Annotated in this window: 13 protein-coding genes and 1 pseudogene; 6 read left to right on the top strand and 8 right to left on the bottom strand. The window is 60.1% G+C overall.

What is annotated here, in order from left to right; all coding sequences use genetic code 11:
• A pseudogene (locus tag DWW12_RS07995) lies at positions 1-260 on the top strand (hypothetical protein); the annotation flags it as partial.
• Between the two features lie 115 nt (positions 261-375).
• A complete protein-coding gene (locus DWW12_RS07990; RefSeq protein ID WP_055251056.1) occupies positions 376-1,206 on the top strand; it encodes a class I SAM-dependent methyltransferase in 831 nt (276 codons plus the stop codon).
• A gap of 154 nt (positions 1,207-1,360) precedes the next feature.
• On the opposite strand, the gene guaA is transcribed toward DWW12_RS07990, so the two are convergent.
• On the bottom strand, positions 1,361-2,959 hold the full coding sequence (gene guaA, locus DWW12_RS07985) for a glutamine-hydrolyzing GMP synthase (RefSeq protein ID WP_035136929.1): 1,599 nt from the start codon (positions 2,957-2,959) through the stop codon (positions 1,361-1,363).
• Positions 2,960-3,227: 268 nt separating this feature from the next.
• Between guaA and DWW12_RS07980 the strand changes: the two genes are divergently transcribed.
• On the top strand, positions 3,228-4,241 hold the full coding sequence (locus DWW12_RS07980) for an asparaginase (RefSeq protein ID WP_117640124.1): 1,014 nt from the start codon (positions 3,228-3,230) through the stop codon (positions 4,239-4,241).
• A 22-nt stretch (positions 4,242-4,263) separates the two neighbouring features.
• On the opposite strand, the gene DWW12_RS07975 is transcribed toward DWW12_RS07980, so the two are convergent.
• The gene (locus tag DWW12_RS07975; protein ID WP_035136926.1) at positions 4,264-4,482 is read right to left on the bottom strand and encodes a helix-turn-helix domain-containing protein; all 219 of its coding nucleotides are present in this window, start codon (positions 4,480-4,482) and stop codon (positions 4,264-4,266) included.
• A gap of 76 nt (positions 4,483-4,558) precedes the next feature.
• Between DWW12_RS07975 and DWW12_RS07970 the strand changes: the two genes are divergently transcribed.
• The gene (locus tag DWW12_RS07970; protein WP_117640122.1) at positions 4,559-4,948 is read left to right on the top strand and encodes a hypothetical protein; all 390 of its coding nucleotides are present in this window, start codon (positions 4,559-4,561) and stop codon (positions 4,946-4,948) included.
• Positions 4,949-4,957: 9 nt separating this feature from the next.
• Here DWW12_RS07970 and DWW12_RS07965 read toward each other — a convergent pair whose 3' ends face one another.
• The 6 genes from DWW12_RS07965 to DWW12_RS07940 form a co-directional block, all read right to left on the bottom strand.
• A complete protein-coding gene (locus DWW12_RS07965) occupies positions 4,958-5,341 on the bottom strand; it encodes a DUF1648 domain-containing protein (protein WP_117640119.1) in 384 nt (127 codons plus the stop codon).
• An 11-nt stretch (positions 5,342-5,352) separates the two neighbouring features.
• The gene (gene ychF, locus DWW12_RS07960) at positions 5,353-6,429 is read right to left on the bottom strand and encodes a redox-regulated ATPase YchF (RefSeq protein ID WP_055309950.1); all 1,077 of its coding nucleotides are present in this window, start codon (positions 6,427-6,429) and stop codon (positions 5,353-5,355) included.
• Between the two features lie 114 nt (positions 6,430-6,543).
• On the bottom strand, positions 6,544-7,797 hold the full coding sequence (locus tag DWW12_RS07955; RefSeq protein ID WP_117640118.1) for a 4Fe-4S binding protein: 1,254 nt from the start codon (positions 7,795-7,797) through the stop codon (positions 6,544-6,546).
• Positions 7,798-7,948: 151 nt separating this feature from the next.
• A complete protein-coding gene (locus tag DWW12_RS07950; protein ID WP_117640116.1) occupies positions 7,949-9,016 on the bottom strand; it encodes a glycerol dehydrogenase in 1,068 nt (355 codons plus the stop codon).
• Between the two features lie 147 nt (positions 9,017-9,163).
• Complete coding sequence (locus tag DWW12_RS07945; protein WP_117563611.1) at positions 9,164-10,264, bottom strand: glycerol dehydrogenase; 1,101 nt, start codon at positions 10,262-10,264, stop codon at positions 9,164-9,166.
• An 82-nt stretch (positions 10,265-10,346) separates the two neighbouring features.
• A complete protein-coding gene (locus tag DWW12_RS07940; RefSeq protein ID WP_117583326.1) occupies positions 10,347-11,570 on the bottom strand; it encodes an iron-containing alcohol dehydrogenase in 1,224 nt (407 codons plus the stop codon).
• A gap of 500 nt (positions 11,571-12,070) precedes the next feature.
• Here DWW12_RS07940 and DWW12_RS07935 point away from each other — a divergent pair, with 500 nt between their 5' ends.
• Together DWW12_RS07935 and DWW12_RS07930 are read left to right on the top strand one after the other, a co-directional pair.
• Entirely contained in the window at positions 12,071-13,147 is a 1,077-nt protein-coding gene (locus tag DWW12_RS07935) for a hypothetical protein (protein WP_117855663.1), read from the top strand.
• Positions 13,147-14,190 carry a hypothetical protein gene (locus DWW12_RS07930; protein WP_117855662.1) on the top strand — a complete coding sequence of 348 codons (1,044 nt, stop codon included), beginning with the start codon at positions 13,147-13,149 and terminating at the stop codon, positions 14,188-14,190. The genes DWW12_RS07935 and DWW12_RS07930 overlap by 1 nt, the downstream gene beginning before the upstream one ends.
• Positions 14,191-14,218 lie beyond the last annotated feature (28 nt).

The raw sequence follows: 14,218 nt of genomic DNA, 5'->3' as shown, positions 1-14,218 counted from the left end.
CGACGGACCTCGGGACGCTCTTACACCACGTCTGCGCGCGCCACCGTGAGGTCTGGCGGACGCTGAAGCCAGGCGGGACAATTCTTATCTGCAACGAGAGCAATGGCGATACGGACAAGGACGAGAGGTGGACGCAGATCATCGGCGGCATGACCATCTACAAGGACATTGAATTAAAGGCATGTCTGGAGCAGGCGGGTTTTCACGAGGTGCAGATACACAAAAAGAAAAATTGGCTCTGCGTCACGGCGCGGAAGTAGGGGTATCAAGCACGGGCATTTTTGCATCCATCCTGCACATGGCGATAGGCATGACGGTCATAGCGGCTATGCTGGCGGCAATTATGACAGTTTTTATTCACTGAGGAAGAAACCTATGAAATGTAAAATTGAGAAAAACACCGTGCAGGAGACGCTGATCCTCCCGCTGTATTCCCGGAAGCTGTGTACGGAGTTGTACCCGAACCTTTACAGGGATGAAACAGCGGTTCGTCTGCTCGACCAGATCGACTACGACTTTTCAGAGGCAGAGAAAAACTCCCGCAGCCTGATACAGCGCTTTGGTGCGCTGGAGGTGGCCACACGGCAGAGTGATCTTGCTTTCGAGGTGCGGGATTACCTGAAAGGCCACCCCAATGCGGCGGTGGTCAATCTGGGCTGCGGGCTGGACAACACCGGCAGAACCTGCGACAACGGTAGATGCAAGATCTACAATCTGGACTTCCCGGATGTGATTGCCTTGCGGCAGCAGCTACTGCCCGCCGGGGATCGAGAACAAAATATCCCCTGCGACCTGAAAGACACCGCATGGTTTAGCAAAATCGATGCCTCCCGCGGGGCGGTGTTCTTTGCCTCCGGGGTGTTCTATTACTTTCTGACCCAGCAGGTCCGGGAACTGGTGCGGGGGATGGCGGACGCTTTCCCCGGCAGTGTGCTGGTCTTTGATGCTGCCAATCGGACGGCGGTAAAGATGATCGCAAAAACATGGCTTAAGACTGCAAAAATCAAGGATGTGGGGGCATATTTTGCGGTTTCGGATGCCGCCAAGGAAATCGGCACGTGGGACAGCCGTCTGCAGGTCACAAGTCGCGGCTATATGCTGGGCTACAACGATTTGAGAGACTCTTCTGTCAGCTGCTTTTTCCGGTTTCTCGCAAGGGTCGGTGACAACGGGATGAAAATGCAAATCGTGAAAATAAGATTTTAAGAGGCGAAAACGAAGCGCATTCACTTTGACGTCGAAGAAGACGGCTTTTACGGCGCATATTGGGCGTGCAAGGACACGCATACAGCAGCGGGCACGGATTCAATTGAAACCGTGCCCGCTATCTGATACTATATTATTTTATCGAACGTATGTTCTATTCCCACTCAATCGTCGCGGGCGGCTTGGACGTGATGTCGTAGCACACGCGGTTGGCGCCGGGAACCTCGGCCACGATGCGGCCGGAGATGCGGGCAAGCACGTCGTAGGGCAGCTTGGCCCAGTCGGCGGTCATGGCGTCGCTGGACTCGACGGCGCGCAGGATGATCGGGCGCTGATAGGTGCGCTCGTCGCCCATAACGCCGACGGACTTAATGTCGGGCAGGACCGCGAAATACTGCCAGCAGCTGTGCTCGGAGTTGCGCTCGCCGGTCTGCTCAAACAGACGCTGGTTGTAGGCGTCGAGCTCCTCGCGCACGATGGCGTCGGCGTTCTTGAGGATCTCGAGCTTCTCCTTGTCGACCGCACCGATGATGCGGATGGCCAGACCCGGGCCCGGGAAGGGCTGACGGAACACGATATGGCCCGGCAGGCCGAGCGCCAGACCAAGCGCACGGACCTCGTCCTTAAAGAAGTGGTCGAGCGGCTCGATGAGGTCGAAGTGCACGCCCTCGGGGAACGGGATCAGGTTGTGGTGGCTCTTGATGGTGGCCGTCTTGCCGCCCGTCTTGCGAGCGCCAGACTCGATGATGTCGGGATAGATGGTGCCCTGAGCCAGGTACTTGACCGGCTTGCCATCGGTCTCGAGCTGCTGCGCCACGGCGAAGAACTCTTTCCAGAACTGCGTACCGATGATGCGGCGCTTCTCCTCGGGCTCGGTCACGCCGGCCAGAAGCTCGGCATAGCGGTCCTCGGCGTGGACGTGGATAAAGTCGACGTCAAACTGCTTGGTGAAGACCTCCTCCACCTGCTCGGGCTCGCCCTTGCGCAGCAGGCCGTGGTTGATGAACACGCAGGTCATCTGCTTGCCCACGGCGCGAGCGCCCAGCGCAGCCACGACGGAGGAGTCGACGCCGCCGGACAGGGCCAGAATCACGCGGTCGTCGCCGACCTTCTCGCGGAACTCGGCCGTCATGGTCTCGACCAGGTTGTCCATGCTCCAGTTGGGCTCCAGACCGCAGATCTCAAACAGGAAGTTGCTCAGCAGCTGCTGACCGTACTCGGAGTGCTTGACCTCGGGGTGGAACTGCGTGGTGAAAATCTTGCGCTCGACGCACTCCATGGCGGCAACCGGGCACACGTCGGTGCTGGCGGTAACGGTAAAGCCCTCGGGCACCTCGGACACGGCGTCGCGGTGGCTCATCCACACGGTCTGCTCCATGGGCGTGGAGTTAAAGAGCTTGGCGCCTGCCGTGCGCGTGATAGTGGCGCGGCCGTACTCGCCCACCTCGGAGTGGCCGACCTTGCCGCCGAGCGTCACGGCCGTGATCTGATGGCCGTAGCAGAAGCCCAGGACGGGAAGGCCCAGGTCAAAGATGGCGGGATCGATGGACGGAGCGTCCTCGGCATACACGGAAGCCGGGCCGCCGGAAAGGATGAGCGCAGAGGCGTTCATCTCGCGAATCTCATCGGCCGAGATGTCGCAGGGAACAATCTCGGAATACACGTTGAGGTCGCGGACGCGACGGGCAATGAGCTGACCGTACTGCGCACCAAAGTCGAGTACGAGGACCTTTGCGGAAGCCTTTTGATCCATGGTTTCCCCCTCTTGTTGGCGGGGAGCCGGTGCCCACCCGCGTGAATGAACAAAAATAACTTTCATAGTGTACACGTTATATGGGGTTTCTCGTCCCTCACAGCCATCAGCGCACGGCAAACGCACGACCTGGGCCCCTATTTGACGGCAATTGAAGTATTACCAAACGTTACAGATGATGTAATACGCTTGAACATTGGACGCCCTGTGCCACAATACTGCCGAACGACTCCGCCTCTGCGGCGGCAAATACGATAGGAATACCAGCATGAAGCGCATCCTTCTCATCGCCACGGGCGGCACCATCGCATCGACCGAGGACGGCAACGGCCTCTCCCCCGCCCTGACCGGTGAGGAGCTCGCCCAGAGCGTCCCCGAGATCTCGGGCCTCTGCGAGCTCGACGTGATGCAGCCCATGAACATCGACAGTACCAATATGCGCCCGAGCGACTGGATGCGCATCCGCGATGTCATCGTCGAAGGCTATGCCGATCACGACGGCTTTGTGGTCCTGCACGGCACCGACACCATGAGCTACACCGCGGCAGCGCTTTCCTACCTGATTCAGGACAGCCCCAAGCCCATCGTGCTCACCGGCTCGCAAAAGCCCATGGGCAATCCCTTTACCGACGCCAAGCTCAATCTGTACCAGAGCCTGCTCTATGCGCTCGACGAGCATTCGCACGATGTTTCAATCGTGTTTGGCGGCGTCGCTATTGCCGGTACGCGCGCCCGCAAGCAGCGCACCATGAGCTTTAACGCGTTTATTAGCGTCAACTATCCGCCCATCGCCTACATCCGCAACGACCGCATCGTGCGCAACGGGCTTCACGGCACGCATCAGGGCGAAAACCCGGTGCGTTTCTACGACAGCATCGACCCGCGCGTATTTGTACTCAAGCTCACGCCCGGCGTAAACCCGGGCATCCTCGACGCCCTTGCCGATAGCTACGATGCCGTAATCCTGGAGACCTTCGGCATTGGCGGCATTCCCGAGTTTGGCGAGTCCGGCGAGTCATTCCAGGAGGCGATTTTCCGCTGGGTCGATTCGGGTCGTACCGTCGTTATGACCACGCAGGTCCCCGAAGAGGGCCTCGATCTGGGCGTTTATGAGGTCGGCCGTGCTTACGCCGATCATCCGGGCATTCTGCGCGGCGATGACATGACCACCGAGACGCTCGTGGCCAAAACCATGTGGGCACTCGGCCAGTCACGTGATGCGGCCGAGATTCAGCGCCTGTTCTACAGCCAAGTCAACCACGACCGCATCCCGATGGCGTAATTCAGTTATCGACGGGTATCCCCTATTCGATCCCCTCGAGAAGCTCTGACACCGTCATGCCGAGTGCGGGCGCGATCTTAAATAGAACCTTGAGCGTGAAATTTGCCGTCCCATCTTCGATTCGGTCGAGGTAGGGTCGGCTGATTCCTGTCGCCACACAAAAATCAACCTTGGAGATACCAAGGTCCCTGCGTGTCTCTTCGACCCGCCTGCCAAGAATCTGTTTCGCACGTTCGTCCATGCAGCCGAGTTTGAAATGGAGCTGAACAAAAACGTAAACTATAGTTTACGTTTTGCCGAATACACAGGAGTTTTCTATGTCGGGTTCTTCGGTCCGCATGTACCGAGCCACGCTTCGCACAAACAGCGCACCGCCCAAGCTCGTCGTCGTTGAAGCCGAATGCCTTTCGCCCGATGAGCGCACAGCATTTGCATTGCTATCAAGTCGCGTCGCCGCCGTTCTGGTCCCTTGCCCGGCGCAAGGTGAACTTGCCATCCAATGCCAAACGCACAGCTGCCCGCTCAATCAGGCTGCCGTAATCGCAACCAGCCAACGCGGCCTGCCGCTCCTTCTAGAAGCCGGCATCGCACTCGCCCTTCGTGGCGCCGGATACGAAAACGAGACCGCCGCCGACATGGTCTTTAAACCACGATCGAGCGGCGGCCTCGCAGCAGCCATTGAATATATGTGCAGACTCGTTGCCTAAAAGGACAAGCTAGAAACCAAGGCCAAAGCCCGTTCCGGTAATCGCCGAGTACATAAAGTAAACGTTGACCACGTTGAGGAACACACCCGTGATGCAACCGTTGCGCAGGTAGCGCTCGCACACGATGCGCGCCATGGCGGCGGAGTCATCATTGTTCTTTGCCTGGCGTCCCGCCGTAAAATACGTCGCCACGCTCAGCAGCAAGTTGAGCACCGGCAGCGCCAGCAACTCGTAGCTCTTGCCCCAGCGCGTCGCCTCGCCGGCGGCATTAAACTTTGTTGCCACCTCGGGGCCAATGTTGGGGATAACACACGCTGCGACCACCAGCGGAATCACCGCAAGCACGAGCAGCGCAATACCCATGTAGCCGGCTTTTTTGCCATATTTAAACATGTGCGTCGTCCTTACACGTTAAAGCGGAAGTGCACGACGTCGCCATCGGCCATGACATAGTCCTTGCCCTCAATACGCAGCTTGCCGGCGGCCTTGGCGCCCTGCTCTCCGCCGAGCTCGATGTAGTCGTCATAGCCAATGACCTCGGCCTTAATAAAGCCGCGCTCAAAGTCGGTGTGGATGACACCGGCAGCCTGCGGAGCGGTCGCACCCTGACGCACCGTCCAGGCCTTGACCTCCATCTCGCCGGCCGTAAAGAACGACTGCAGGCCGAGCAGCTTATAGGCCGCCTGCGCGAGCACGTCCAGGCCGGGCTGCTCCAAGCCCAGGCTCTCCAGGTAGTCGGCGGCGTCCTCGGGATCGAGCTCGGAAAGCTCGGCCTCGATCTTGGCGCAGATGGGCAGCGGCTTGACGCCATCGATGGGCGCCAGGTCCTCGTTGAGCATGTCCTCGTCCACGTTTGCCACGTACAGGATGGGCTTCATGGTGAGCAGGAACAGGCCCTTGGCGGCAGCACGCTCCTCGTCGGTCATCTCCATGGATGCGGCGCGCTTGCCCTCGTTGAGCCAGGCGAGCAGGCGCTTGGCGACCTCGAACTTGGGCATGAGCTCCTTGTCGCGCTTGGCCTCCTTCTCGAGCTTAGGCAGCTGCTTCTCGAGCGTGCCCATGTCGGCCAGGATGAGCTCGGTCATGATGGTGTCGGCATCGCCGGCGGGATCGACGAACTCGCCCGTGCGGCCCACCTCACGCATGACGTTGGGATCCTTAAAGTAGCGCACGACCTCGCAGATGGCGTCGGTCTCGCGAATGTTGGCCAAGAACTGGTTGCCCAAGCCCTCGCCCTCGTTGGCGCCCTTCACCAGACCTGCGATGTCGACGAACTCGACCGTCGCCGGCACAATGCGACCCGGGTTAACGATGTCGGCGAGCTTTTGCAGGCGGCTATCGGGCACGTCGACGATACCCACGTTGGGGTCGATCGTGGCGAACGGATAGTTGGCGGCAAGGCCGGTCTTTTTGGTAAGCGCGGTGAACAGCGTCGACTTGCCTACGTTGGGCAGGCCCACGATACCGATGGAAAGGGACACGACAGCTCCTTTTGGTACAAGCATTTCAAACTGCATAAGTATAGCGCCGCCGCAGCATCTGGGCTAACCCGGACGCCACGGCGGCACGAATGAAGCAGAGATAGGGGTCGCTGACTAGTCCGCGAGCTTCTCCACCTGGTCGAGCATCTTATCGAGCTTGGCCTTTGCCTCGGCCTTGACCTTCTGGGCTTCTTCATGGGCCTTCGCCTTCTGGGCGGCCTTTTCCTCGGCTTCGGGATCGACGACGACCAGATTGGACGCGTCGTGCTCAACCAACTTGAGCGCATGCTCAGGGCACACCTTGACGCAGGCACCGCAGCCCAAGCAATACGTGGACTCCAGTGCAAAGCGGCCGCTTCCCACCAGATCGCAGGCGAACGTGGGGCACACATTGACGCACTCGCCGCACGACGTGCACTTGTCAAAATCGCACTCCGGCGTGCTCACCTGCATGTTCTGGGCAAGCTCGGGATGGTTTTGCAGCGTCGAGAGCACCAGCTGTCGCCCGTGCGTAAGCGTACGGCGACGTTTGGCCGTCGTGGTGCCGCACATGGTATTGAGCGTGCGCTCCAGCTGGGTAATCTGGTGGCGGTGGGCTTTGAGCTTCTGCGTCACCGAGGCCAGCGCCGCCGTTGCCGGGTTGAGCTTGGTCACGGTAAGGCCCGTGGTGCGGGCAATCTTATCCATGTACTCCTTGCGCTCGTACTCGCGGCGCTTATGACATTTGAGGCTCTTTGGGTCGACCTCCAGGCCCATGCCCGTACCGGCCCACTCCTCGGCGGTAGCGATGGCCTCGCCCAGAATGTCCTCACCGCCGGTGTTGCGGCATTTATCGCACACGCCCAACGGCAGGTACACACTCACGTTGGGATAGTCCGCCAGTACCGAGAACCAGGTCTCGGCCGTAATATCGCCCACGCAGGCAACGACGACCTCGTTCTCGCGCGGCATGCGCTTAAGGGCGCGCGTGCAGGTGACGTAGGCGGTCTCGTGGCTCGTAGCTGCCGAGACAATGTCGTCATACAGGTTTTTGGGCGCCAGACGCGGCGAAATAATCGCCTCAGTCGGACAGGCGGCAGCGCACAGGCCGCACTTGCGGCAGGTATCGAGGATCTCGATGGCGTCTTCCTCGACCTCGATGGCGTTGACCGGGCACACGTCCATGCACGCGGTGCAGCCGCTCTTTTCGTTTTTGCAGGTCAGACACGGAATCGTGTTGCCGCGCGGACGCTCCTTGTAGTCGGCAGGATTCCACTGCGGCGCCGACGGATCGAGCGCATCGGTCACGCCGCCAAGCGGGTTTTTAAGAAAGTCGAAACCCTTGCTGATCTCGATAATGTCATCAAATAGATCGTGTTCCTGCGCCATGCGCGGCCCCTCCCTGAGCAGTGCAAACAAGCAAGAGATAATGATACGCTATCGGCCCGTGCCTCGGGCAAATTACACGCGGAGCACCTTTGCGGCAAATAGCCTATGGCCTATCGCCGCCCCGATTGCACAAGGTCGATCAAGCGCCAAACTATGCCTCGCGCATGAGCTCGACGAGCTTTTGCTTGGTCACCTTGGCCTGCTCGTTGGCCATATTGCGTTCGTTTCTAAAGGCCGCATCCGCAACGCTCATCAGGTCGGCATCGGAAATCTCGCCAAGGCCCAGCTCCTCGAGCGTCGTCGGCAGACCAACGCGCTGACAAAACTCGAGCACCTGTTCAAGCTCGGGCGCACGCTCCAGACGAAGCTGGACCACCAGACCAAACGCTACGGCCTCGCCGTGCATAGCCTTGCACTCGGGCAAAATCGTCAGGCCGTTGGCGATGGCATGCGCCAACGCCAAGCCGCCGCTCTCAAAGCCGACGCCCGAGAGCAGAATATTGCACTCGATCAGGCGCTCAACCGCCGGCGATATACGGCCCTTTTTGAGATCGCGCTTGGCAGCGACGCCGCACTCCATGAGCGTGTCATAGCAGGCACGAGCCGTAACCAAGGCCAAGTGTCCCGGCGCGCCACCGTGTTCGTTCGCACCTCTCGCCGCGGCGCATGAACGCGCCTCGAAGTACGTTGCCAGTGCGTCGCCCATACCGGCGACCGTCATCCGCAGTGGTGCTGCCGCAACCACGTTGGTATCAACCACGACCAGATCGGGATTTTTGTCGAGCACCAGGTAGCGGTCGAACGACCCGTCCTCGTGATACAGCACCGAAATCGCGCTGCACGGACCGTCCATCGAAGCCGCCGTGGGGCATACGCACAACGGCAGCTCAGCATAAAACGCAACGGCCTTTGCGATATCGAGCATCTTGCCGCCGCCAATGCCCACCACCATGTCGCAATACTCGGCCCGGGCTTCCTTGGCCATTTCGACAACGGCATCTTCCGTACACGGACCGTTGTAAATCTTAAAGAACGGCTCGCTTAGATCTTCATCCAGAAATCCATCGACGATCTGCCTGCACAGCCGATCCTCGGTGCCCTGGTCAAACAAGACATAGGCAGCGCAGCCCAACCATGACAAATACCTGCCCTGACGCGAAAGTTCGCCCGGCCCCTGAACATACCGGCCGGGACCGCCGTAAACCATAGGAAGCGCCATACGAGAATCCGCCCTTCATCAAACAACGATTGGTGCAAAGTAACCTGACCCCTTTGCACCAACTTGGTGCGATGGGGTCAGGTTAGTTTGCACCATAGCAAAAAGGGGCAAAGCCGTCTGCTGGCTTTGCCCCTTCCTTAGCTTGATTTACTCATCCATGAGATAGTAGTGGCCCAGTGCGTCTGCACCCAGAATGGCGTTTGCGACCATCTCGGGCGTCACCTCAAACGGCATGTTGCACATGGTGTCATCGGGCGCGCAGGCGGCCTCGGCAACAATCATGGCCTGCTCGCGCGTAAGCTCGGCAACGCCAAGTTCCTTCATCGTGACCGGCAGGCCCAGCTCAATGCAGAAGCCCAAGACTTCCTCGAGTTTCTCAGTCGGGGCATCCTCGAGTACCAGCTGGACGATAGTGCCAAAGGCGACCTTCTCGCCGTGATACATGCCGTGGCACTCGGGCAGCATCGTCAGGCCATTGTGGATGGCATGAGCAGCAGCAAGGCCCGAGCTCTCAAAGCCAATGCCCGAAAGCAGCGTATTGGCCTCGATGATATGCTCGACGGCAGGCGTCAACGCTCCCTTCTCCAGCGCGACCTTAGCCTTGACGCCGTCGGCCATAAGTGTCTCGTAGCAGAGCTTGGCGAGCGCCAGGCCGGCCATTCCGCCCTTGCCGCCAGCGCAGGTGCCACCGTCGGCATCGTGCGTTGCCTGGGCCTCGAAATAGGTTGCGAGCGCATCGCCCATACCGGAAACCGTCAGGCGCACCGGGCTCGCCGCGATAACCGTCGTGTCCATAAGGACAATATTGGGGTTTGCCTTAAGGAAGAGATACTTGTCGAACTGGCCGTCATCGGTATAGAGCACGGAGAGCGCCGAACACGGGGCATCGGTCGAAGCAATGGTGGGGCAAATGATAACCGGGGACTCCAGGTAATAGGCGACGGCCTTCGCGGTGTCGAGAATCTTGCCGCCACCGACGCCGACGATGATGTCGCAACCGTTGTCGCGAGCGAGCGCAACCAGGCGATCGACCTCGCCCTTGGAGCACTCACCGTTAAAGTCCTCAAACAGCAGCTCGGCCTTAGCCTCGGCAAAGCCGCCCTCGATCTTGGCACCGACGCGCTTCTTGCCCGAAGGCGTCACGATGACGAGGGCCTTAGCGCCAAGCGGCTCAACATAAGAGCCGAGCTTGGCCAGCTCGTCCGGGCCCTGGATGTACTTGCTGGGGCTATTGAAAATTGCAGCCATAACCATCCCATTCTCTAAAAGAAAAAGAAAGGGGCTCCGTACGGATACGTGCGGAGCCCCTCGTTACGATAACAAGAGTCGATTAGAAATCGATGTCGGTGTCGTAGTAGCAGGCCTTGAGGATCTTCTCGAAGTCGGCAGCCTTGGTCTCACGCGGGTTCTCGGGCGTGCAGGCGTCGGTCTCGGCGTTCGCAGCGATCTCGGGCAGCTTGGCGAGGAACTCCTCCTCGGAAACCATCTGCGGGTTCTCGGCGTCGACCTTCACGCCACCATTCGCGTAATCCTTGATGGACTGCGGAATGTTGAGCTGGTCATTGAGGTCGCGAATCTTCTGGACGAGCGCAGCGATGAGCTCCTCGTTGGTCTCGCCGGGAAGGTGCAGGATCTCCTTGGCCACGTAAGCGTAACGCTCAGCAGCACGCGGGTCCTTGGAGTTCCACTGGATAACCTTGCCCAGGTACATGGCGTTAGCGGCACCGTGGATGATGTGGCCGTTCTCGAAGGCAGCACCGGTCTTGTGAGCCATGGAGTGAACGATGCCGAGCAGGCCCGAGGAGAAGGCGATACCGGCGATGCACTGAGCCTCGTGCATGTGCTGACGGGCCTCATGGTCGCCAGCATAGGACTTGGGCAGCCACTCGACGATCTCGCGGATGCCGTGCAGGGCGTTGGCATCGGTGAACATAGAAGCGCAGGTGGAAACGTAGGCCTCCATGCAGTGGGTCAGAGCGTCCATGCCGGTGTGAGCGCAAAGCTTAGCAGGCATGGTATAGGTGAGCTCGGGGTCGACGATGGCGACATCCGGGGTGATGTTGAAGTCGGCCAGCGGGTACTTGATGCCCTTGGCGTAGTCGGTGATGACGGAGAAGGCAGTGACCTCGGTAGCGGTACCGGAGGTAGAGGAGATGGCGCAGAAATGAGCCTTCTGACGCAGCTCGGGGAAGCTGAACGGCTGGATGATGTTATCGAAGGACTCCTCGGGATACTCGTAGAAGACCCACATGGCCTTAGCGGCATCGATGGGCGAGCCGCCGCCGATGGCGATAATCCAGTCAGGCTCGAACTCGCGCATGGCCTCGGCGCCCTTCATGACCGTCTCGATGGACGGATCGGACTCGACGCCCTCGAACAGCTTGACCTCGAAGCCGCCTTCCTTAAGGTCGGCCTCAACGTCCTGCAAGAACCCGCCGCGGCGCATAGAGCTGCCGCCAGAAACGATGATGGCCTTCTTGCCCTTGAGGTTCTTCACCTCGTGGCGAGCGCCCTCACCAAAGTACAGATCGCGAGGATTGGTAAAACGTCCCATACTGTGCCTCCTAAACAAGCCCCTCTTAGACTTGCGTATATAACGGAGCACCCGATTGGCTCCGTTAGGACCGTTTTGCGCGTTGCCGGCGATGACAATGCGCGATGTCTAAACGTCTCAACGCTCAGACAAACACTATTCTACCGTTCTGGTTGGTCAGTTATTCACCTAAAGCCGACAATGATGAAACGTTTTTTCTATCCCTGAAGACCCTTGTGGGGCATTCATACTCCCAAGCTGGGCAAACGTTTTATCAAGGTTGACCACATATCCCGGGCAGGACTGTGCCCCTCCAAAATGCGCCCCGTTCGCCGCCAAAAATCGACCGTTTGCGGCACCGTGATACCACTCAGTCGTCCAAGGTGCCGACATTTGTGCGACATCCGTCTTCGTGGTGCAAAGGTGCATGTCCAAGTGCGGCACCCCCGGTGTGCCACATGCGGGTAAACTAGAACTTTATATAGAGACATTTGAACCCTAACCGCAGCAAAGGAGGCCCCATGGCATTCGATCCCATTCAAGAGGATTGCCATCGCCTCGTTCTTGAGGCCTTGCGCCGCGACAATATCCCGCTCACCGACGGCCCCGCCGTCGAGCGTCTGATGGAGCAATTCACCCGCAACCCCGCGCCGCTCATCGTGCACGACTGCGACCGCGCCGGGCACCTCATTGCCAAGGTGGTCGAGGCTGTCGACTACCGCATCCCCTTTATCCCCGACGACGCCCAGGCAGAGCAAGAAGAAGCCGCAGCCGAGAACATGCTCCGCGAGGCAGCCGCGCTCGATCCGGCCAACTGGGATGCCCAGCGCATGCTGACGGCGCTCACCGCCGAATCCAACGAGGAATACGTACAGTACCTGGTGTCCAAGTGCGATGAAGTCGAACACGACCTGGCGCTCAAGATCGCCTCGGCTCAGGACCCCTACGAGCGTGAGGCCGCTGGCGACCTCACGCGCCGCCCCTATCTGCGCTGGCTTGCCGCCTTGGCATCGCGCGCCCTCATTAGCGGCCGCTATCGCATGTCGCTCGAAGCCGCAAATCGCAGCTTGGACTTTGCGCCCAACGACCCCGCTGGTGTCCGCCACACCGCGATGCTCGCCATGGCAAAGCTCGAATACCCCGCCGAGGAGCTCAAGCGCTTTCGCTCCGCTCACTCCGTGCCGTACCTCGCGAATACCCCGCTGCGCCGCCGTCCCAAGGATGCAGAGCGCGACTTGGACCCGTGGACGCTCATCGCACTGATGAGCGCAGCCTGGCGCGAGCTGGACTACGAGGGTGCCGAACACTACCTGCGTATCCTTGTGCGTTCGTGCCCCCACGCCGCCGAGGCGCTCTACTTCCAAACCGAGTTTCCCGATGGCGTCTATGCCCGCGTTAACGTGGGCGTGGGCTCGACCGACGAGCTTGTCCTTGCATTGTCCGAGGCGACGCCGGTACTGCAGGAGGGCCTGGGCGCTCCCGACAACGCCAGCTTTGCCGCCTGGATCGCCACCAACGACATCGTGCGTTCCCAGATCGACGAGCGCATCCTGCGCGCGGCCGAGCAGGGGCTTCCATTTAAGGGAGGGGACCTCTAATGGATCCGAGCGTCTACATCCCCGCCTACCTGGAGCGCACCTATCTGGCGTCGCACCCCGAGCTCACCGATGCAGCACGCGAGCTTGTCCATAACGACATTAGCGCGAATCCTCAAAAGTATGCGCAGGCCGAGCATGCCCAGGCACTGCTGTCCTATGCCGGCGTTCATCGCCACCTGCTCGACGAGCTCCATCGCATCGAGGACATGGGCAGCGACGAGGAGTTTGAGCAGACGCGCAACCGCCTGTTCGACGACATGCGCGACGAGCTGCTCAAGATCGTCCGCGTCGATGCGCTGGCCGTCGATGCCCAGCTGCTCGCCATCATTTTGGCGGACACGCCCGTCGACGCCTGCCTGGGCGACCTGATGAAGCTCGAGACGAGCACGGCCGACTACCTGCAACAGAGCGTGCCCGGGTTTGATATGGAGGCCCCGCACTACTGGGCCAATAATGTTTTGGCCGACGGTGTCACCGCAGCGGACCTTACCGTGAGCGAGCCGGCCCTTATCGGGTGGCTTCACACACTCGAGGCCATCTCGCAGCTGTGCATGGCGAGCGCTCGTTACCGCGCCGCCGCCAACTATTCTCGCCGTGTCCTTAAGGCGGAGGGCTATCCCACCCGGGCCGCCGGCACCGTATTGCTTGCTCTCGCCCGCTTGGAAGACCAGGACGGCTTTTTTGCCCTGGCGCATCAGCTCGAGGAACAGATGGGGGCAGACGCACTCGAAAACTCTCCTTGGTACCTGCTCGCCCGCACGATCTTGCTGTTCAAAACAAACAAGATGCGCCCGGCGACGCGCGCGCTGCGTGAGTTCGCTAACCGTTGCGAGGGTGGCGCGTTCTTCTTGCTGAACCCCATGTACCAGACGCCGTATCTTCCCTGCCGACCCGAGCCGCGCGACCCCTGGGACCTCTCGCACCAGGCGGTTTGGGAAGCCGACGGCATTATCTCGGACACCCCAGACTTTGCCCCCTGGGCCAACGCCTGCGAAGATGTATCGCAGCTCGCCCAGGAATTTGCGCGCCGCTACGGCTTTTAGCGACGCGATCGCCCCGACCATGTCATCT

Origin of the sequence: Collinsella sp. AF14-35, assembly GCF_003464565.1 — a bacterium.
Taxonomy (GTDB): domain Bacteria; phylum Actinomycetota; class Coriobacteriia; order Coriobacteriales; family Coriobacteriaceae; genus Collinsella.
This window is presented reverse-complemented; position numbering and strand designations above follow the sequence as displayed.